This window comes from Syntrophomonas erecta subsp. sporosyntropha (genome assembly GCF_055395365.1).
On sequence record NZ_AP042459.1, the window covers coordinates 635,784 to 656,114 of the forward strand.

19 protein-coding genes are annotated in these 20,331 nt (G+C 41.9%); 4 read left to right on the top strand and 15 right to left on the bottom strand.

The annotated features are described in order from the left end of the window. Positions 1–5: 5 nt before the first annotated feature. The 14 genes from ACZ5Q0_RS02940 to ACZ5Q0_RS03005 form a co-directional block, all read right to left on the bottom strand. A complete protein-coding gene (locus tag ACZ5Q0_RS02940) occupies positions 6–572 on the bottom strand; it encodes a 4Fe-4S dicluster domain-containing protein (protein ID WP_446819494.1) in 567 nt (188 codons plus the stop codon). Next, on the bottom strand, positions 565–1,182 hold the full coding sequence (locus ACZ5Q0_RS02945) for a TorD/DmsD family molecular chaperone (protein ID WP_446819493.1): 618 nt from the start codon (positions 1,180–1,182) through the stop codon (positions 565–567). Before ACZ5Q0_RS02945 ends, ACZ5Q0_RS02940 begins: the two co-directional genes overlap by 8 nt. 5 nt (positions 1,183–1,187) lie before the next feature. Beyond that, a complete protein-coding gene (locus ACZ5Q0_RS02950; RefSeq protein ID WP_446819492.1) occupies positions 1,188–3,413 on the bottom strand; it encodes a molybdopterin-containing oxidoreductase family protein in 2,226 nt (741 codons plus the stop codon). Positions 3,414–3,783: 370 nt separating this feature from the next. Next, positions 3,784–5,775, bottom strand: a complete 1,992-nt coding sequence (locus tag ACZ5Q0_RS02955; RefSeq protein ID WP_446819491.1) for a hypothetical protein — start codon at positions 5,773–5,775, stop codon at positions 3,784–3,786. Next, the gene (locus ACZ5Q0_RS02960; RefSeq protein ID WP_464827217.1) at positions 5,753–6,742 is read right to left on the bottom strand and encodes a lysylphosphatidylglycerol synthase transmembrane domain-containing protein; all 990 of its coding nucleotides are present in this window, start codon (positions 6,740–6,742) and stop codon (positions 5,753–5,755) included. The genes ACZ5Q0_RS02955 and ACZ5Q0_RS02960 overlap by 23 nt, the downstream gene beginning before the upstream one ends. After that, positions 6,739–7,491, bottom strand: a complete 753-nt coding sequence (locus ACZ5Q0_RS02965; RefSeq protein WP_446819488.1) for an ABC transporter ATP-binding protein — start codon at positions 7,489–7,491, stop codon at positions 6,739–6,741. Before ACZ5Q0_RS02965 ends, ACZ5Q0_RS02960 begins: the two co-directional genes overlap by 4 nt. Positions 7,492–7,620: 129 nt before the next feature. Continuing rightward, a complete protein-coding gene (locus tag ACZ5Q0_RS02970) occupies positions 7,621–8,451 on the bottom strand; it encodes an ABC transporter permease (RefSeq protein WP_446819487.1) in 831 nt (276 codons plus the stop codon). Next, on the bottom strand, positions 8,381–9,454 hold the full coding sequence (locus tag ACZ5Q0_RS02975) for an ABC transporter substrate-binding protein (RefSeq protein WP_447182693.1): 1,074 nt from the start codon (positions 9,452–9,454) through the stop codon (positions 8,381–8,383). Before ACZ5Q0_RS02975 ends, ACZ5Q0_RS02970 begins: the two co-directional genes overlap by 71 nt. Then, the gene (locus ACZ5Q0_RS02980) at positions 9,448–10,746 is read right to left on the bottom strand and encodes an ATP-grasp domain-containing protein (protein WP_446819484.1); all 1,299 of its coding nucleotides are present in this window, start codon (positions 10,744–10,746) and stop codon (positions 9,448–9,450) included. Before ACZ5Q0_RS02980 ends, ACZ5Q0_RS02975 begins: the two co-directional genes overlap by 7 nt. A 44-nt stretch (positions 10,747–10,790) precedes the next feature. Next, positions 10,791–11,708 (bottom strand): glycosyltransferase family 2 protein, encoded by a 918-nt coding sequence (locus ACZ5Q0_RS02985; protein WP_446819482.1) that lies wholly within the window; start codon positions 11,706–11,708, stop codon positions 10,791–10,793. After that, on the bottom strand, positions 11,701–12,867 hold the full coding sequence (gene rffA / locus ACZ5Q0_RS02990; protein WP_464827218.1) for a dTDP-4-amino-4,6-dideoxygalactose transaminase: 1,167 nt from the start codon (positions 12,865–12,867) through the stop codon (positions 11,701–11,703). Before rffA ends, ACZ5Q0_RS02985 begins: the two co-directional genes overlap by 8 nt. Then, a complete protein-coding gene (locus tag ACZ5Q0_RS02995; RefSeq protein ID WP_446819479.1) occupies positions 12,830–13,588 on the bottom strand; it encodes a sugar phosphate nucleotidyltransferase in 759 nt (252 codons plus the stop codon). The genes rffA and ACZ5Q0_RS02995 overlap by 38 nt, the downstream gene beginning before the upstream one ends. 13 nt (positions 13,589–13,601) lie before the next feature. Continuing rightward, on the bottom strand, positions 13,602–14,600 hold the full coding sequence (rfbB, locus tag ACZ5Q0_RS03000; RefSeq protein WP_446819478.1) for a dTDP-glucose 4,6-dehydratase: 999 nt from the start codon (positions 14,598–14,600) through the stop codon (positions 13,602–13,604). 215 nt (positions 14,601–14,815) lie between these two features. Next, positions 14,816–15,733 (bottom strand): rhodanese-like domain-containing protein, encoded by a 918-nt coding sequence (locus ACZ5Q0_RS03005; RefSeq protein WP_446819476.1) that lies wholly within the window; start codon positions 15,731–15,733, stop codon positions 14,816–14,818. Positions 15,734–16,105: 372 nt separating this feature from the next. Here ACZ5Q0_RS03005 and ACZ5Q0_RS03010 point away from each other — a divergent pair, with 372 nt between their 5' ends. Beyond that, entirely contained in the window at positions 16,106–16,690 is a 585-nt protein-coding gene (locus ACZ5Q0_RS03010; protein WP_464827219.1) for a DNRLRE domain-containing protein, read from the top strand. 148 nt (positions 16,691–16,838) lie between these two features. Here the strand turns inward: ACZ5Q0_RS03010 and ACZ5Q0_RS03015 are convergent, their stop codons facing one another. Then, positions 16,839–17,507, bottom strand: coding sequence for a nuclease-related domain-containing protein (locus tag ACZ5Q0_RS03015; RefSeq protein ID WP_446819473.1), 669 nt, complete (start codon positions 17,505–17,507; stop codon positions 16,839–16,841). Between the two features lie 143 nt (positions 17,508–17,650). Here ACZ5Q0_RS03015 and ACZ5Q0_RS03020 point away from each other — a divergent pair, with 143 nt between their 5' ends. From ACZ5Q0_RS03020 to ACZ5Q0_RS03030, 3 genes are all read left to right on the top strand, one after another. Then, positions 17,651–17,797: a hypothetical protein gene (locus ACZ5Q0_RS03020; RefSeq protein ID WP_446819472.1), complete on the top strand. Its 147-nt coding sequence runs from the start codon at positions 17,651–17,653 to the stop codon at positions 17,795–17,797. Between the two features lie 135 nt (positions 17,798–17,932). After that, entirely contained in the window at positions 17,933–19,096 is a 1,164-nt protein-coding gene (gene dinB, locus ACZ5Q0_RS03025) for a DNA polymerase IV (RefSeq protein ID WP_446819471.1), read from the top strand. A 202-nt stretch (positions 19,097–19,298) separates the two neighbouring features. Next, entirely contained in the window at positions 19,299–20,276 is a 978-nt protein-coding gene (locus ACZ5Q0_RS03030) for a GGDEF domain-containing protein (protein WP_464827221.1), read from the top strand. Positions 20,277–20,331: the final 55 nt, after the last annotated feature.

Genomic DNA, 20,331 nt, shown 5'->3' on the forward strand with positions numbered 1-20,331 from the left:
CACAATCACCTCCGGTAGGGTATGACGAATACATTAGGACGAGTGGCCAGATCCGGCCGCCGTTCTACTGCACCCTTCGCCATCCATTTATTAATTTCACTCTTGGGATCATTTAAATCACCGGTTATGATCGCACCCGCTATGCAGGTTTCCTCACAGGCAGGTTTAAGCCCCTTTTCCAGCCGGTGCACACACAAAGTGCATTTTACCGGTAGTCCCCCATCATGGCGGTCATCCATCATCCGCACCCGGTACGGGCACGCCAGCACACAATAACCACATCCAATGCATAGTTCCGGCTTTACCTCTACAGTTCCCCATTCGGTATAGTGGGACGCTTTGGTCGGGCAGGCATCCACACATGGGGCATCCTGGCAATGGTTACAGGACCATTTTTCCGTATACCGATATACGTTGGGGAAAGTTCCCTCCTCATGTTCGATAATACGAGTTCTAAATTTACCGTCCGCCACTTTGTTTTCAGCTATACAGGCAACACTGCAGGCATGGCAGCCTACACATTTATTCATATCCACGATTTTTCCGTATCTTTTTTTCCTTTTTTCAGCCAACTAGAGCCACCCCCTTCAATTCCTCCTCGAGCTTATAGAAAAGCAACATAATTACCTGGGCCATTTTCCGGTAATAATCTGTATGAGCCTCATCATGCATAGTCTGCAAAAAGGTAAATATCCAGGTGCTTAAATGTTGATTCATCATTTCCTGCAGGGCTTGCAGATACTGATTAAACCCGGTATGGATATAATCTTCTGCCATAGCAGCTAAAAACTCTAGTTCCACCATTATGTGATCTGCAGGTAGTTCAGCCTGTGATTCCTCCATAGTTATGCCATACCGGCTATAGAAACGGCGAGTTTTTTCATCAGTAGAACCAAAAATCTCACCATCTCCCAGATACCAGCCAGCAAAGGGATGAGCCCGGGCAGCAGGAAAACCATTTATAAACAATCCGGTAAAATCAATTTTCAATGGGCCACAATCAGGATCCTTTGACCGCAATAAATCCTCTAATTCTTCCAGGCCTGATTGACCATACTTTCCTGCCCATTTTATCAACGATAAAATATCTTCCCGGTAATATAGAAAGATTTCTCTTTCCGGATAACGAAAAACTTCCCGGGCTGCCCATAATAAATTGGGGTCTATAGTTAGTTGTGTCATGCCTATCACACCTTTCTGACTTTGACAAGTACATGACAGTCCAAGCAGGCTCCAGTAGGATCCTTCATCTTGAGGCTTATTTCTTTGGCATAGGCCGGCATTATGTCACCATCATTCATTCCGTCGTTATAGGCCAGTTTCATCAGCTGGGATTTTTGCCCAAAACCATGCGGAAAACTTATGGTATCAGGCCGTAAACCTTCAGTTAATTTAACTTCACCCTGGCCTTTACCATAAGGAGTACTCAATTCAATAGTATCGCCATCTTTAATTCCCAGGCTTTTAGCTCTTCGGGTGTTCATATAGATAACGCCTTGGGGATTAATCTCGTGCAGCCACTTTAAATTATGAGTCTTAGCATGGCGATGGGTAGGCGGCCGGGTAGTGACCAGATAAAACTCATCCTTAGCCTTGGGATGCAATACCCAACTTTCATCAAACCACGGTAGCGGGTGATATCCCATTTCCGCTAACTTAGGAGAATATATCTGAATCTTACCGCTTTCAGTTTTAAGTTCATTTAAATTTAACGGTACAAAATCCTTACGCTGGCTAATCAAGCCACCCTTTTTAATAGCTTGATCAAAAGTTAAGCGATAACGTTTGAGCTTGGCATCTAATGCTTTTTTACCAGCAGGAGGCAGGTATTGTTCAATTCCTAGTTTTTTGGCAATTAGGTGTTTGATTTCATCAGCATCTTTAGTATCATAAAGCGGTTTGATCATAGGTTCTGCCAAAGCGATCTGGGGAAAACGAGCATTAGTAATACGTACTGCTACATCGGCTCTTTCCAGATAGGTAGGTTCGGGAAGAACTAGATCAGCTATAGTTGCCATTTCATCCGGGTAAATGTTTATATTGATCATATAATCCAGTTTTTCAAAGGCTTTAACCCATTTCTGAGGATTAGGCATAGATTGTAATGATTGGCCGTATACTATGGCCACTTTTACCGGATAAGGCTGGTCGGCCAGGATCATATCCGGTACGCTCTGGTATAACCCAGGCCCCCTAAGGGGTCCGGTAATAGATAACGGGAACAAGTGTCCCCCATCTACACGTTCGGTTACTTTCATTTCCGGAGGATTTTTTGGTGCCCGGGCACTACCGGTAGCAGCAACCCGGGGAAGCATAGCTCCACCATGTCTCTCAATGTTGCCAGTAATGGCCATCATAGCAAAGCAGGCCCGTACCAGTTCAAATCCACCTGGATGAGACTGAATTGCTTCCCGCTTATGAATAGGAATAACCGCCGGACATCCTCCGCTAAATTCACGGGCTATTCTGCGGATACTATCAGCAGGTACATCACTTAATTTAGAAGCCCATTCAGGAGTATACTGTTTTACTTCATTAGCCAGTTCCTCAAAGCCGTAAACATTCTGAGCAACGTACTCAGCATCATAACGTTCTTCCGATATTATCACATTTAGCATAGCTAAAATAACCGCTAGATCAGTACCAGGTCGAATAGGAATCCACTCGGTAGACTTGGCAGCAGTCGTTGATAAGCGAGGGTCGAAAACAACCAGTTTAGCCCCGTTTTCAAATCTTCCCGCAATAGGTCCGCGCGCAAATGAGTTCTTGGCTTTACCTATCTGATCCCAACCAAAACAGAGAATATATTTACTATGTTCAAAATCGGGCACATAGTTTCCCGAACCCAAAGTTAATTGGGTAGCCAGTTGCCTAACATTATTACAAGTCGACTGATGAGATATATCATTAGGGCTACCTATAGCCTTTAGAAAATCCACACCCCTATGATGACCAATCCAAATAACAGACTGCGGACCATATTTATCAATAGCTTTTTTTATTTCCGCTGCGGCGCGGTTTATGGCCTCATCCCAGCTTATTTTTTTCCAGCCGGGATCCTGTCCAGGAACCCTTCCCTTAACAGTCTTTAACATAGGCGCTTTAAGCCTATCCGGGTCATACAACATGTTTATACCGGAATTCCCTTTAGCACATAAAGATCCCCGGCTATGCTGGTCGGCAGGCTTACCTTCCAGTTTAACCAGTCTTCCATTTTCAAGCTTACCCCTCATAGCACAGGCCATTTCACAGATACCACAAACCCCTTGTTTATATTCCACTTTTTGGGGCCCGGCATCTGCAAAGGCTTTATTCCCAGTCTCTAATAATCCGTTCCCTAAAAGACCCACTCCGGCTACTGCCGCAAGACTACCGCTGCCGATCTTTAGAAACTCGCGCCTGGTAACGCCCATACTGACTCCCCTCCTCGAACGGTTGAGTAAATAATGTTACATTGTTTTACTACAATATAACATTGATTATACCGCCTCATTAATCTTACTTTTTTATCAGGCTATAAGTAAGTCTTTTAGCTCCTTTAAAATTAGGCATTATCAAATTGAGCTTTTCCCCCTGGGTTTGGGTTTCTAATTTAGGAGTTAGCCCCTTCACATAGGCCTTACCAGTAAAAATCTATCGTATATTCATAGGCTGGTTTTAAACAACCGACCTAAGCAGGTTTTGTAAACCATATACCAGTTGGTTTTAGCATTAGATTTAAAAAAGGGGGTTAGTAAAAGACACTAATTAGGTGGGATTTAAATAGGCATGACTTTGCGCTGATTATAACCTTTTATCGACAACTTGCGTTCTATAAATAGCCATTTCCTTATTTTCGAAGACCTTCTCTACCAGATTTTTCTGTTTAAACCGCAACCGCTGGCCATGTTTTTTATCTACCAGTATATAATCAAGGCCATAGCTATTAATAATAGCCCTAGCCCGGTAACAATCCCGGGTACTAAAAAGTGTTTTCATATCCTGGTAACGTTTTAGAGCCTCTTCCTGATATTGCGGAGACATATACTGCCATCCCTCTACCAATACCCGGCGCTGGCTGAAGGCTGAATAGTAGAAAAACCGGGAATCGTCTTCATTTAACCAAAAAGAACGATATGATGCCAATAATATATCAGTCGCAGTGTTATCTTTTATATAGGTCAAAGCCTGGTATACCTCCGGTGTAAGGGGTTGGTTGCGAATACCGGCAAATTTAGTATTAACATATTGCTGATAACCGGCGGTAGCCAGGGTATCGGCAGTTGATAACACCAGCAATATTACCAACACTATTTTTAAAAAAGATATTTTACGTTCATGAAATATTTGTTGTAAATAACCGGCGGATATCAGATTTAAAGCGGTAAACCCGGCCAACAGGTAATAATATTGGGAAGTACCCCGATAGCTTAATAAATAGGCAGGAATTAAACTTCCCAGGATCATTCCTACCAACACCATATCCTCCACAGGTATGAAATTCCTCCGTCGCCAGATACTGCCCACCTGATTCACAAAAGCCGGTAAACGAAAACTGAAGAATAATAGCACATAAGAACCTATCAAAATAACAATACCCCAAGGTTCCCGGGACCACTCCAGATTTTCCTGGTAATATTTCCAAAGATCAGTGGCAGTAATAATCTCCCCCGGTAATATATTTATCCCTTCGCTACCGATTCCTTGATATATATAAACAAAAACACCTAAAAAAACAGCTAGAGATAATATTAATAAAATAACGAGTCGGTTATTCCAGCGGCGGGTAAGCACCATGTAAATAAAACCAAGTAGCAGCCCGGCCAATATAACCGGGTAAAAACTTCCTTTAGCTCCACTAATACCAAAAACAAGTAAAAGTACTACTAATAATGCTCTCCACCCCTCCCACTGCAAACAGGATTTCATCTCCGTGAGGAAAAAAACCGTTAGAACCAGGGCCAGTAAATAGGTGGGACTGATAAATAGATTACGCAGAGCAACATTATATGGCCAGGAAAGTAAAGCCGTTCCCAGGAACATCACGATTACTACATGCCAGATTCCGGCCCTTTGGCTGCCATACCAGCGGGAGGCACAGAAATAGGCACCTGCTAACAGCAGGTAGTGAAAAAGAGGTATGTAAAGCCGAAAAAAAACCACCGGTAAATCCAGCCCGGTAAGATAGGATAACAAAGCCAGATATACATAGATAAAAACATGATAATGGAAATAATTGCCGGCTAGGCGCGAGTCCTCTGGATACCAGTGATTTTTAACCTCAGCTATATTACCTAAATGCCAGGGATAATCCACATGGTACACGGCCGCCTGGGCGCCCGGAAGCGGATTAGGAATAAAATAAAAGAGAATAATGATCAGCAAAACTGCTACCGATAAAAAACCCAAGATTAAAACCAGGCCATAGTCTGCCCGGCAATACAAATTCCCTAAACATAACCAGTCCCTTTTTCCCCATTTAACAAGATAAATTAGCAAAAGTAAGAGGAATACCGGGATTAGTAAAAACTTCACCTGTCCAATAGATAAAATCACATAAAGTAATATGTCCAGGCAGATTCCTACTGCCAGGGCCAGGATAAACCTGTACCAGGTTTCAGTATATAAATTTAAGCTATTAAGTACCAAAAGCCCCGGGATTAAGGTAGCCACCAGTACAGCCAGAACAAACCAGACTATTTCTAAACAGGCTACCCCGTACCATTGGAGCACCAGCAGGTTAATACTGATGACCAGGGCAGCCGCACACGGTTTAATGAATCGGACGGCTGTCATTGTTTTGACCTCCTGTTATGGTACGGCTACGCCCCTGAAAAGCAGACCACACTCCGCCTGCTAACCCTTTAAGCAGCCGATCCAGGTAGATAAGTAGAGATAAAAGAAGAGCGGCCGAACTTTCTACCCCGGCACCAGCAAAGAGAAATACCATGGTGTTTTCCCTAACCCCCAGCCCATTTATCGATATAGGTATTAAAGTAACTACATATACTAAAGGTATAAACAGAAGAAAATACCAGAAGTTTAGCTCAATTCCAGCCATTCGGCCCAGGAGATAGGCTACCAAAATATCACTAAGCTGGTAACATAAAGATAAAAAACTCGTTTTCATCAATAAGCCGGGATGATAACGGTACTCCTGTAATGTTCCCAAAAACCGATCAGCTATTACTTTTAAACGGTTAACTCGTACCCAAGGTCCGGATCTTTGCAGTACCTTTCTGGTTGCCGGGTGCATAACTAAAAACCCGGCTATGGCAGCCAATATTAAAACCACCACAACATAATTAATGTATACTCTAACCTGGAGATAATAATAAAGAACTCCGGCTGCTGCTAAAGAAATCATTAAGGTAGCCAGCAGCCCACTAAACCTTTCTATAAAAACCGTAGAGCTACTACCATATAGGTCGCCAACGAAACCGTCAATCATATAAATGCGTACCAGATCTCCACCAATACTGGTGGGGAGAAGCTGGTTGTAAAATAGTCCGGTAAGATAAAAACGGTAGGATTGCAGGAGGGAAATATTAACTCTGCACCGTTTAGCCACCAGCAGGCAGGAACGCCCAGCAGCAATGGTTAAAAATAGAAAAGATAGCCCCCATACACTGATCAACTTAAAAACAGGCAACCCTTGTACCTGTTTAATAATAACGGATAGATTTACCTGGCTCAGTATTAATACTAGCAAAGTCATACTTACTAGTAACTTAAGCCAGAACTTTAGCCGGTTGGACATCATGACCTCCGGGGGACGTTGCCCAGATATTGATACACCTCATCCCATAAAGCAGCAAACCCCATCATACTAGGCTTGCGAGGACGTTGCAGGTTATTATCAATAATCCTGATTATTCTCCCCTCCTTAGAGATTACCAATATGCGCTCAGATAATAAAATAGCTTCCTCAATATCATGGGTAACAAATAAGATAGTCGATCCGGTTTTTTTCCATAACTTAATGAGTTCATGTTGCAAGATATTACGGGTCTGAGCATCCAGGCTGGCAAATGGTTCATCCATGAGCAGTACCTGGGGTTCCAGGGCAAGAGCCCGGGCTAAAGCTGTTCTCTGCTTCATCCCCCCAGATAGCTGGTGCGGATAATAATGGGCAAAATCCGTTAATCCAACCATCTCCAGGTAGTAGGCTACACTTTTAATGCGATCTTCTTTTCTTACCTTATTAATCTTAAGGGGATATTCAATATTACCGGCCACTGTTTTCCAGCTAAAAAGCTGCTCAAATCCCTGAAAAACCATAATACGATCAATGCCTGGTGAAGTAATCTCTTTTCCCTTTACATAAATACTCCCTCCGGTAATCTTCTCGTATCCGCCAATACATCGTAACAAGGTAGTTTTCCCGGAACCGGAAGGGCCTAGTATGCATAAAAAATCACCCGCGGGCACATTTAGATTTATATCATTAAGTACCTGTTGGTCCATTCCGTGGCTGTTAAAAGATTTATCTACCCGGACCAGTTCTAACATTCTTTAACTCCTCCTGAAAACATATCCCCTACCAAGCCTGTCTAAATAGAACTGCTTAAAACGAAGCCACTTAAACCAAGTTAATTACTGCCATTAGCTTTACAGCATACCTTAAGTTTAATTTAAAGCTCAAACACTCATACCCCATTTTTTAACGGTAGCCTTTTCAATGCTTTTAAAAAATAGTTCTTCTACCAGCACCCCTATAATGGTTATGGCCAATAAAGCAGCAAAGGTTCCAGTAATATCAAAGTCATAACGAGTTTTGAAAATTTGCCAGCCTAAGCCTCCGGCGGTTCCTACCGCACCAAATACCATTTCCCCGGCTATGGCAGCACGCCAGGCCCGCGCCCAACCAATTTTTATCCCGGAAAGCAAATAGGGCAGTGAGGAGGGTAACATGATTTCAGTTAATAACCGGAATCCCTTTAAGCCATAATTCTGTCCTACCTCCATGTATATCCTGGGAATAGACTTAAAACCGGTAATAAAATTCAACACCATGGGCCAAAGCACCGAGTGCACAATGATAAATATTATACTAGCCTCACTTAATCCAAACCAGAGCATGGCTACCGGTAAAAGAGCTATACCTGGCAGAGGATGAAGGATGGAGTTTAGTACATCCACCATGTTTTCCGCTAACCTGGATAGAGTAGATAAAAAACTTAGTACTATGGCAAGCACTAGTGATATTCCCAATCCTTTCAGTATTAAGCCCAGAGAATATAACGTTACGCGAGGCAGGAAACCACTGGCTACCTGTTCCGCAAAAACAGCCCCAATCGATGAAAAAGAAGGGAACACCAACTGGTTGAACAATCCAGCCCGAGCAGTGATTTCCCAGGCCAGTATAAGCAGAATTACAAATATGAATTTTTGCAGTCCGTTATGGTTTGATATTTTCACCAGGTTCACCATTTCTCCATTGTAATTTCTCCACCGCCGATAATTCTCCATATCGTTTACCCACCATCGCCTGGACATTTTCAAAAGCTATTTCGGAAAGATCCTGAGGCATTTTGCTAATAAAACCATAACGGTGCATAAACTCAGCCATGCCCATTAATCCATAAGGGGTACTGGTATAATTAGTTCCCTTCCAGGTAAGGTAACGATAGGTCTGCTCTTCACTTAAATTATAACGGGGGGCCAATAAACGAGCAGCCTCACGAGGATTATTATTGATAAACGCTACGGCCTCATTAAATGCACCGACAAAAGCACTATAGGCTGCCGGGTTGCTATCATGAAATTTATCAGTAGCTACACCGTAAATAAACGTAAATTCTCCACCATAAGCATCCTCACCATCGAGGATCTGTTTTATCTGTGGATCATCCAGCTCCTTGAAAAGATAAGGAGGAGAAGAAAAATGGGCGGTAATATCCTTTTTCCCTAATAAACCAACCGCAGCATCCGGATGAGTTACCGAGACCAGCAGGTTATCTAATGCCCGGGCATTATCCAGTTCTTTTTCCGCCTGCATTGACAATAGAATATGCTGTATACTGGCTAAGGCCGGGGTAGCGATTCGATCCCCAGATTTAAAATCGGCCAGAATCTTAATATTTTCCCTATAGGTCAGCAAACCTAAAGGCTGGCTTCCAGAAGCTACAGCAATTTTCCATTCTGCTCCCTTATCCCAGCCAATTAGAAAAGGTGACACCCCCATAAAGCCAATATCAACTTCTCCAGTAACCATCGCATCACGTATAACCGGCCCGGTGCCTAATTGTTTCCATACTACCTTTACGCCCGGTAAATATTTTTCCAGCAGTTCTTTTTCTTTTACGATCTGCAGGGGAGCATAAGCAAGTCCATATTGAATGGCGATAGTGACAGTAGTTTCATTAGCAGTATTAGTTGATTGCGGCTGAGGAGTAGATGCTTGGCATCCTCCCAGGGTTACCAGTAAAAAAACTGCTAGGATCATTAAAACAATCGTAGGTTTTTTTAACATAGCTTGCTCTCCTTATAAATTTGATAATAGCCATTAGACCGGGAAGTATCCACCACCATATTTTTTCCCCAGGAATCAAAAACTTTTATTTGGTTATAGGCCTGGCTAACTTTCTCCTTAACATCTTCATGACTGGAGCCCTTTACAAGGATATAACCGATTCGACAGGTACTATCCACCAATTCCTTAACTTCTTGCATGGCTGGTTTATAGAAACCGGCGTTAACTACACCTGGTAGGGATAATGCTTGGGTTAAATCACCCGTACTATCCACCATACCAGGCCGGGCAATGACGAACTTCACCATGGCGTAATTAGGGTTGTCCAAAAGATTATAATGTTTTAAAGTCTCAATATTAACTGGTTGACCAGCGGCTTTATCTATTAACATATCAACTACATCAATCCCGGTAACCAGGGGAATCAGTTCTTCCTCGTGCCCGCCGCCAATCCGACAGGCAATTTCCACCACCTGTAACTGTTCTCCATTAACCATCATTTGGATATATAAAGGACCACAGCGAATATTAAAAGCCGATACGATTTGCTCTACTACCCTGGTAATTCGGGATGCGTGGCTGCGGCCATACCGGGACGGAAATACGTGCCCATCTGGAATACCCAGGTGAGGTTCTACATTCAGCAAAGGCCGATCCGTAATCATCAGTATATAGGGATGAAAATCTTCTACCCAGGCACTAATGGTTATCTCATCCCCGCTAAAGAACTCTTCCACAATAATCTCATTACCACGGGTGAAATTAAAGGTATGGTGTAGGTAATCCAGGATGTTTGAGTCTGGTTCGTAAATCTTATATATGCCCCGCTGACCCTGGCTGTCTAAAGGCTTTACCACTACCGGAAAATTTAGAGAGGTGAGCTTATCTAATATGGTATCCATGTGGGCAAGATCCTGCCGTTCTATATAAACCTGTTTACTGCAGGGAATCCCCGCCGCTGCAAAAACTTCCTTCATATATTTCTTATTGGTAGCCCGTAAAGCCGTCCATGAACTGATCATATGTGGTAAATCCAAGGCTTCCGCTACCTGAGCCACGGTTAAAACCGGTTGGTCGGTACCAATGGTAAATACCCCGTCTACGTCGTGCTTACGCGCTACCCGAATATTACCTTCTACATCAAAGGTACTGGTTAATTCCGAATGATGGGCCCATTTCTTACCCGGAGCATCAGGGAGATAATCAGATACCACTACAGTATACCCTTTTTGCCGCGCCTTTTTTATGGCGTTAATCTGCATAAACCCGGCACCTAAACAAAGAAGTTTCATTCTCCTCACCTATCTTAAATATAATCTTTTAGCAGTAATTTTTATTAAAACTTACTCTCAGCAATTTCGAAACTAACCGGATTTTCCAGAACTCTTTTAAAATAGTCTCTTATAAAGGACACGGTTAAAACCATACTACTACTGAATAACACCGCTAAGAGACCTACTGCCCATAACCATGGTCCTGCTCCTTTAGGACCGATTATAGTCCATAGGAAAAACAGCATACTTACAAAAAAAAGACCCTGCCATAACATAAGCACCATGTTTAAGGGTATAAAAGAATAGTAGAGAACTAGGGTTAACGCTAATTGTACCGATTTTTTTAGGTTATAATTGCTCTTTCCGTAAGGGCGACTTAAATGCACCACATCCAGATTCGCTATCTGATGGGTATTGGCAAAAATCAGAGCCGCCATATATATGCGTGATCCCGGTCGCCTAATTATCTTCTCCACTAATTCCCTATCCATAATCCTAAAACTGCTGCTGCGGATATGGTATGGTTTCCAGGGATAAATCCGGTTTAAGCAGTAATTAATAACCCGGCTTCCCCAATTACGGTAAAAAACATGCTGTTTGTGGCCAGGTATACCAAATACCACCTGGTAGCCTTCCTGGATTTTTTCCAAAAGGCGCGGAATTTCCTCAGGAGGATTTTGCAGATCATCATCCATAGTAACGACAAATCTTCCTTGGGAATAAAATAAACCACACAGGGTAGCCTGGTGCTGCCCCTGGTTCCTGCTCAAGCGGATAATCTTAACCCGGGGATCCTGACGATGTAGTCCTTGCATAACCTTGAAGCTACTATCGTAACTAGCATCATCCACCATAATTATTTCAAAATTTCTTTCAATATTTTGTAGAACTGCTACCAATCTTTTATAAAGTTTTTCCAGGATCTCCTGACTATTATATACAGGAATAACTATGGAAATAAACACCGCTTGATCAGTCATGGCTAAACTGCTCCAGACATTCTCTTAACTGTTCAATAACATACTCTTGCTCAGTATCAGACATATCTGGGTAAATAGGCAAACGTAATAGCCGGTTACTAAACTCCTCAGTAAGGGGAAAATCACCTGCCTTGTATCCTAGTCTAGCTCCCATAGGTGAAGTATGCAGGGGAACGAAATGAAAAGTAGCAGCTATTCCCCGGTTATGTAGTTCCACCATCACCATATTTCTCCTAACTGGTGAAGGTAGAACAATATAAAATATATGATAATTGGGTTCAGCATAATCAGGAATATTGGGGAGTTGTAATAAGCCTTCTTCCTGTAAAGGTTTAAGTTCACGATAATAGCGCTGGTATACCCTCTGACGACGGTTGGTAATAGTAGAGGTTTCCTGGAGCTGTGCGCAAAGAAAGGCTGCCAGGATATCTGAGGGAGCAAAACTGGATCCGATATCCCTCCAGGTATAGCGATCAACCTCACCAGCCAGAAAGCGCTGCCGATCAGTACCTTTTTCCCATATAACTTCCGCCCGTTCTTTAAGCTCAGCCTGGTTTATCACCAAAGCTCCCCCTTCCCCACAGGTATAGTTTTTCGTACCGTGAAAGCTGTAACAGCCTAACTCCCCTATGGTCCCCAGGTAGGATCCTTTATAGGTGGCATTTAATGCCTGAGCAGCATCCTCTATGATAGTTATATCCCGGGATCTAGCCAAGTTTAGCAGGGCATCCATATCACAAGCTACACCAGCATAATGCACAGGAATAATAGCCCGGGTATTATGGTTAATCCGGCGGGCTACATCTTCAACGTCAAGATTAAAGGTCTGGGCGTTTATTTCGGCAAAAATGGGCCTGGCACCACTGCGTAGTACTGCATTAGCAGTAGATACAAAAGTAAACGATGGCATTATTACCTCATCCCCCGGTTTGAGACCGCATAACAATACTGCCATTTCCAGGGCTCCGGTCGCCGAAGTCGTTAAAAATACTTTATCAGCCAGAAGTTTTTCTTCCAACCACTGTTGCGCCATGCGGGTATAATATCCTGCACCAGTAATACTTTCTCGGTTTATAGCATCTTTAATAAGTTCTAATTCCCGACCAGTTAGAAAGAGCCGGTTAAATGGTATCTGCATCAACATCATTCCATTCTTCACTTAGCTGATTATTTACCGCCAGCATAATTTGGTTAGCATAGGCCAGTGATTCAAAGGTTCCTGCATCAGCCCACTTTCCATGCAGAATATCATAACACAACTGACTGCTTTTAATGTACTCGTTATTTACACTGGTAATTTCATATTCCCCCCGCTCAGATGGCCGAATCTTTCTAATCATATCAAACACTTCCTTATCGTACATATAAATCCCAATTACCGCATAACTGCTCCGGGGATGGCGGGGTTTTTCTTCAATTTCCACTATCTTAAGTTCATCCAGAGCAGCGATACCGTAATGCTCTGGATCTTCTACCCGGCGTAACAACACCCGGGCTCCAGTTCCCTGGCGAACAAACCTTTCCACATAAGGTTTGATACTACAAGTAGCAATATTATCCCCTAATATAACTACCACTTTATTACCCCGGGCGAAATTCTCCGCCAGCAATAAGGCATGGGCTATCCCCAATGCCTCCTCCTGTACCTTAAAAGTAAAATCACAACCGAAATCACGTCCACTGCCTAGCAGACGGACAATTTCCCCCATATGATCCTTACTGGTTATTACCATAATATCGGTAATGCCGGCCGATACCAGCTGTTTGACCGGATTAAAAATCATAGGTTCCTTACCTACCGGTAACAGGTGTTTATTAGTTACCTTAGTCAATGGACAAAGTCGGGTTCCCCGCCCCCCGGCTAAAATAATTCCTTTCATTCTGCCACCTCTGTTAATCCTGATTCAACCAGGCTGGATGATCAACATACCATCTTACCGTACTTTCTATCCCTTGGTCAAAAGTAGAGGCCGGTTGCCATCCTAATGTAGTGCGGATCTTATTGTCATCCAGGCCATACCTAAAATCATGGGCCGGCCGGTCATCAACATAGTTAAGTAACTGCTCCCCAATATGCTGGTAGGGCCGGCCTTGGGAACGCAAATAATCCCTGGTCTGATCAAGCAGAATACGTACCAGATCAATATTTTTTAGTTCCTGACGTCCGGCTATATTATAAGCTTGTCCGGGAACTCCGTTATTTAACAGGGTAGCAATAGCTGTGCAGTGATCCTCGACAAAAAGCCAGTCCCTAGTCTGTTGACCATCTCCATAAACCGGTACCGGACAATTGTTTAAACAGTTCCTTATTATAAGGGGAATAAACTTTTCCGGGTATTGGTAAGGACCATAATTGTTTGAACAACGACTGATAACCACGGGTAAATGATAAGTTTTAAAATAGGACATAGCCAGGTGATCAGCCCCGGCTTTGGAAGCGGCATAAGGGCTGCTGGGGTTAAAACGCTCTTCCTCGGTAAAGGAAATCCCTTTTCCAGCTGGTCCGTATACTTCGTCAGTGGAAACGTATAAGAACTTTTCTACCCCAAATTCCAAAGCCGCATCCAATAATATTTGGGTTCCCAATACATTGGTGATGATGAACACTTCGGGTCCAGTTATACTACGATCAACATGGGTCTCTGCCGCAAAATGCACTACCATTTGCGGGCGAAACTCACTAAAAATTCTATGTACCTCTTCCCGATCAGCAATATCACAGTGTTCAAAATGGTATTCCTTGCAATGATCAATTCCGGCCAGGTTTTTTAAATTACCCGCATATGTTAATTTATCCAGATTAATTACGTGATCATTACTATTTTGCTTAAGCCATAACCTGATAAAGTTTGAACCTATAAATCCTGCCCCACCACTAACCAGAATATTCAATAATACCTCCTCTCGAATACTGCCGCGCTAAAAATTTAAGCCGTACAGGCATAACCCGAACGGCATTTTTTTATAGTATAATTATTCCTGTCAATATCTATGCCTGATGCTATTTAATTATAAATTATTATAAAAAAACAGTAGAGGGAAAAGTTTCCCTTTTCCCTCTACTGTATCCAATCGTAATGTATATGTCCAGAATTAAACTTGAAGGCTTATTTTTCTACTGGTAATCCATCAGCAGTCCAGCCCAGATCAAATCCAGCATTAACTGAGCGGGCATTAATTCCCATAGCATTAAGAACTGCTACCGTCTGTCCAGCAGTTTGACCTGTATAGCAGTAGACGAATACGGGTTTATCTTTAGAGAATTCGCTGAAATGTTTATTTACTTCCCCGAAGGGAATATTGATAGCTCCTTTAATTCTTCCTTTGGCATAATCTTCAGCTTTACGAATATCCACGATCTGGATATCATCACCATCCTCTATCATCTTCTGCAGATCTTGGGTGGGAATCTTATAAATATGCTCCGGCATGTTAGTATAGTAGTCCTTAAGAATTTTAGCAATAGCCGGATCTGGTTTTGCCGGAGTTACGCTGGCAGGTAGTTGGTTTGCAGTATTATCAACCGGGAAGTTATTCTTACCAATCCAGCCCTTATCAAACCCAAGATTAAGGGATCTGGCGTTATAACCGTACATATTCATGATAGCCACAGTCTGGCCAGCAGTTTGTCCAGTGTAACAGTATATTATCAATTCCTTGTCAGCAGGTAATTTGTCCAAATATTCATGTACTTTTGCAAAAGGAACATTTACTGCGCCCTTAATATGGCCTTTGGCATAATCCTCTGCCTTTCTAATATCAATGATCAACATCTTATCATCATTGGCATCTATGCGGTCTTTAAGCTCCTGCTCAGGGATCTTATAAATATGGTCAGGCATATTAGCAAAGTAAGCATCTGCTACCTGCTCAATAGTAACCGTAACTTTTGCCGGTTCTTGTTGGGAAACGGGCGGATTCTGCGCTTTATCATTAGTATCAGTTCCGCCACAACCTACTGCAAATGCAGCCAGCATCACAACTACCAGGAAAACAGATAGCCATTTAAACCGTATATTTTTCACCTGTTCCTTCCTCCTTATGTTTTATGATGGCCCTAGGTACACTACATGAATTTACCCCTTCACCTATAACCAGTTGGTTATGCCTTCACCTCCTACCACTTTACCAATAACAAATTGTTACACTAAAGTAGTTCTTTTACCTTACGTCCATTATAATGTCTAGCTATGTCAAGTAATTATTTGAAATCCTTATATCCTTATAACTAAAAAAAGACCTTATCCCTTTATATGACCACAGCACTAGAGATAACATCGTATTTACCTTTTTATAATCCTTAATAGTAATAATTAAAAAATAGCCTTCCTCTTTACCACAAACTGTTTTAATTGTATACATTTGTCACGAAGTTCCTATTTATTTAATAGTATATAGTGAAGAATATAGCGAAAGGGGACGATATGGGCATGGCTACTATCTATTTTCCTGCCATTCAGGATGCGTATGTCTCCGAATTTTATCGCGACACTAATTTTGGCTCTAGCCCAGCATTGTTTATAGGCCAGTTTAATGGATGCGGAGACGACTATCGCAGCCTGCTTCAATTCGATCTATGCAGCAACCGGTGTAACCAAATTCCACCTGATAGCACTATTGATTGTGCCTTTTTAAGGCTTTATATCTACCGCAACGAAATCCCGTGCGGTTCTATAACCGCTACTATCTATCGGCTTTTAGAAAGGTTTAATCAAAATACGGTTACCTGGAATAATCAGCCGCTTAGATATGGGATACCGTCTGGCAGCACTACCATTTCAGCTAACACACTAGGTTTTATTAAGATTGATATCACTGATCTAGTCCGGGATTGGTACGAAGGTGCTATCGAACCATATGGAATCATTATCGAAGGTGACGAAACCCAGAATAGCCTGGTAGGTTTTCGCAGTCTGGACTTTTTTGATAGCACCTTCTGGCCCAGGCTGATAGTAAATTACCACCAAAACTGCTGCTACTAGATCCCGGTAAAACCAATACAAATAGCACCGCTTTTAGTAAAGCGGTGCTATTTGTATTGGTTTTATATATTTAATAACTACAATAGTATTTTTATAATACAATTATTAAAGTTACTCGTCAGGAAATCGGAAAGGAACTTTATATAATTTAGTTAGCCTTAGCAGTGCGATTCATCGCCTCTATATTTTTACATATCTTTTTTATAGTACGCGGATAAAGAACTACTTTCCCCTGGTTATAGCTTTTAATATAGGGAACTAATTCGTGACGACTTAGGATAGGAATGTCGCTTTCCGTTTTAGTATTAAACCGAAGGGTTATATCATCACATGACAAAACAATTATACCCTGAGTAGGCAATTTTTTAATTCCCACTACCCGATTAAGAAAACCTTGCAGCCGATATTCGTGAGAATCAACTTGTCCAGAAGGATTAGTAATCAGTTTAGAATAACCACTTTTTTTATGTAGTATCCAATTCTGCTGACTATCTATATCAATAATCCCTCCGCGTTCCCCACCATAATTTTTAGTTTCAATATGAAAGATCCCATTAGGCCCTAATATAACAGTATCATATTCATTAGTATGCTCAGCATCAGGCCCCAGTCTTATGTTGTGATAAACTCGATACCGTGATTTTGGATTTTCCAAAGCACGCAAAACGGCCTGTACCTTATATTCACCCCGATTACCACTTTTAATAATTTCCTTTTCGATACTGTATCGTTTCTCCCGTTTTTTTACGGCCCATATAAAATAAACCGCCGCTAAAGAAACAATAACAATAGGGGTTATTATCCAGATAAACTTCACGTCAACCTCCTTTGGCTACTTTTAATTGCTGATTTGTCTTTATTATATCAGAATACCCACTCTTGGATAGGTTATAAAATGACATTTCCTTTATCAATATTTGCAAACTGTAGGTGGTACACTACAAAAAAGGGGGTGAATAAATGCCTGACCATCAAAAGGACAAAAAAACCGCTTACCTCTTTGACATCGTGTGTAATAATCCCTTACTGCTTGAGCATTTAAACGATCCTCTCTATCAAGTGTATGATTTTAATAATGATGATGACAATCATCTAATCCAGGAATAAAAGTTTTTAATAAGTCAGGGATAACCGGGGGTAGTTAACTCTCCCGGTTATTTAACTGCCTATTTTTCATCTACCTTTTTTTATGCTAATGTATTAATATGTATTTTAAACAAACCCCTGTTCGGAGATGAAGCTATGGATATAATACACTGTGATCTAGATGCATTTTATGCTTCAGTAGAGCAAAGAGATAATCCCCAGTTACGAGGAAAACCAGTAATTGTGGGAGCACTTCCCGGTCAACGTGGGGTAGTATCGACCTGTTCATACGAGGCCCGTGAGTATGGCATTCATTCGGCCATGCCCATTAATCAGGCATATCGTCTCTGCCCGCAGGCTATCTTTCTTCCGCCCAGAATGGAACACTATCAGAAGGTTTCCCGGCAGGTATTCTCTATTTTTGAGGATTTTACCCCAATATGGGAAGCCCTTTCCATAGATGAAGCTTTCCTGGATGTTTCCGGTTGTCACCGCTTGTTCGGTTCCTCCCGTCATATAGCTTCCTTAATACGCAGCCGTGTACTTGATGAAACCGGTCTGACAATTTCTGTAGGTATCGGCCCCAATAAATTTTTAGCCAAGCTGGCTACTAATATGGCCAAACCAGATGGGATGATGGAATTCACCTCTACAATGATATCCACCGTATTACCTGGTCTCCCCGTCACGTGCCTGTGGGGAATTGGGGAAAAAACCGCCGGACGTCTTCGCCAATTGGGAATCGACACCGTAGGCAGCCTCTTTTTTATTCCTCGCAGTAAGCTAACGGATGTTTTTGGCTCTAATACTGATTTCTACCTGGACCTGGCCCGGGGTATTGACCGTCGACCGGTGGTATCAGGTACAAATATTAAATCTATTAGTAATGAAACTACCTTTGGAAATGACCTGGCTGATCCTTCCCTTATCAGATCAGCCATTATGGAGCTAAGCCATAAAGTAGGGCTCCGTTTACGAAGAGAAGGTCTTAAGGCCCGAACTATCATGCTAAAATTACGCACCAGTGATTTTAAAACTTTACACCGTCGCCAAACTATGGACTCTCCTACCGAAACTGACCTGGAAATATTCACAACCGCCTATAACATGTATGACCATTCTGGTCTGAAAAAGGTACCACTAAGACTAGTAGGAGTAGGTTTAAGTGGTCTTACTTGCGAAGGCTTGGAACAACCTGCCTTATTTAATAATACGGATGGCAAAATCGATCATTTGCTAGATAATCTCCAGCTTCGCTTCGAAGGGGCCGTTATTACCCGGGCGGTACGACTAAAATCTCCTGAAACTGATAAACCATAAATTTTCTTAAGCCTTAGGCAGCTTTTCTGTCAGAAAAAAGTGGAAATGGTTAATTATATTAGACATAATACAATGGCATCCTTTTTCCTAGTACTATAGACTGATATCGGTACTATAGACTTAAGGCAAGTGAACAATAGTGAAAATATCTAATATGTTTAAAAATAGCTCTTTTAAACAATCAAAGATTACCTCCGTATTGATGCTCAAGGCGACTAAAAGGAACCAGAAAAACCTGGCCCGTATAAGGCTAGGTACTGTATATATAGCCCTGCTTCTATTTTTGGCATTTGATGACCACCTGCAGCACAATCCAGTTCTAATAGTCCTTTTAATCTACGCATTATATGCCACCATTCTATTTTTGATTACCCGCATTAATACCTGGATTATGAACCATAGTTATATCGCTTTTCTAATGGACGAAATTTTGATTTTTTTCACCTGTTATTTTTCTGGTGGCTTAGCTTCCCCCTATATACCAGCCTTCCTTCTACCCGTGCTGGTCTTTGCTATTAACCCCCGCATTTTACAACTAGCTCTAATTATCTTTATTTCAATTTTAGGTCTGGGTATATTAAAAATTACTACCGGGGGCAACCTGAGGGCTTTTATTTATATGGGTTTTTTTATTACCATAAGTGGTTTTTTTGTTAACTACCTGGTCTCTAAGGATTACCGGGCACTATCCAGATATGCAGTCTGCGACGGTCTTACCGGCCTCTTTACCCATAAATACTTTTACGATAAATTAGACCTTATGGTTAGCCAACCCGAATTTTTTAGTCTTATTATGATTGACCTTGATGAATTTAAACGCCTTAATGACCAATATGGTCATGTGGAGGGCGATCGTATTCTTAAAGAAATTGCCGAAACTATACAGTTAAACGTACGGGAATCAGATATTGTCGCTCGCTATGGGGGGGATGAATTTGCCATTATCCTACCAAAGGTAGGCTACCAGCTATGTCAAACCATAATGGACCGCCTACGGGCAGCTATCATTGATCTGGGATATTTTGATAACGTCTCTATGGGAGCAGCCCTATTTCCCGAGGAAGCTAATGATGTAATAGAACTGGTTAGCTTAGCCGATCACCGTATGTATGAAGAAAAGAAAGGAAATAAAAAACAGGGCCATGAGAAAGCCCAGTCTGTGGTAGACCTGAGATTTTAAGCTATCTTTTTTGTTTTATTGACACCTTTAGTTATTCACCATATAATATTAAAGT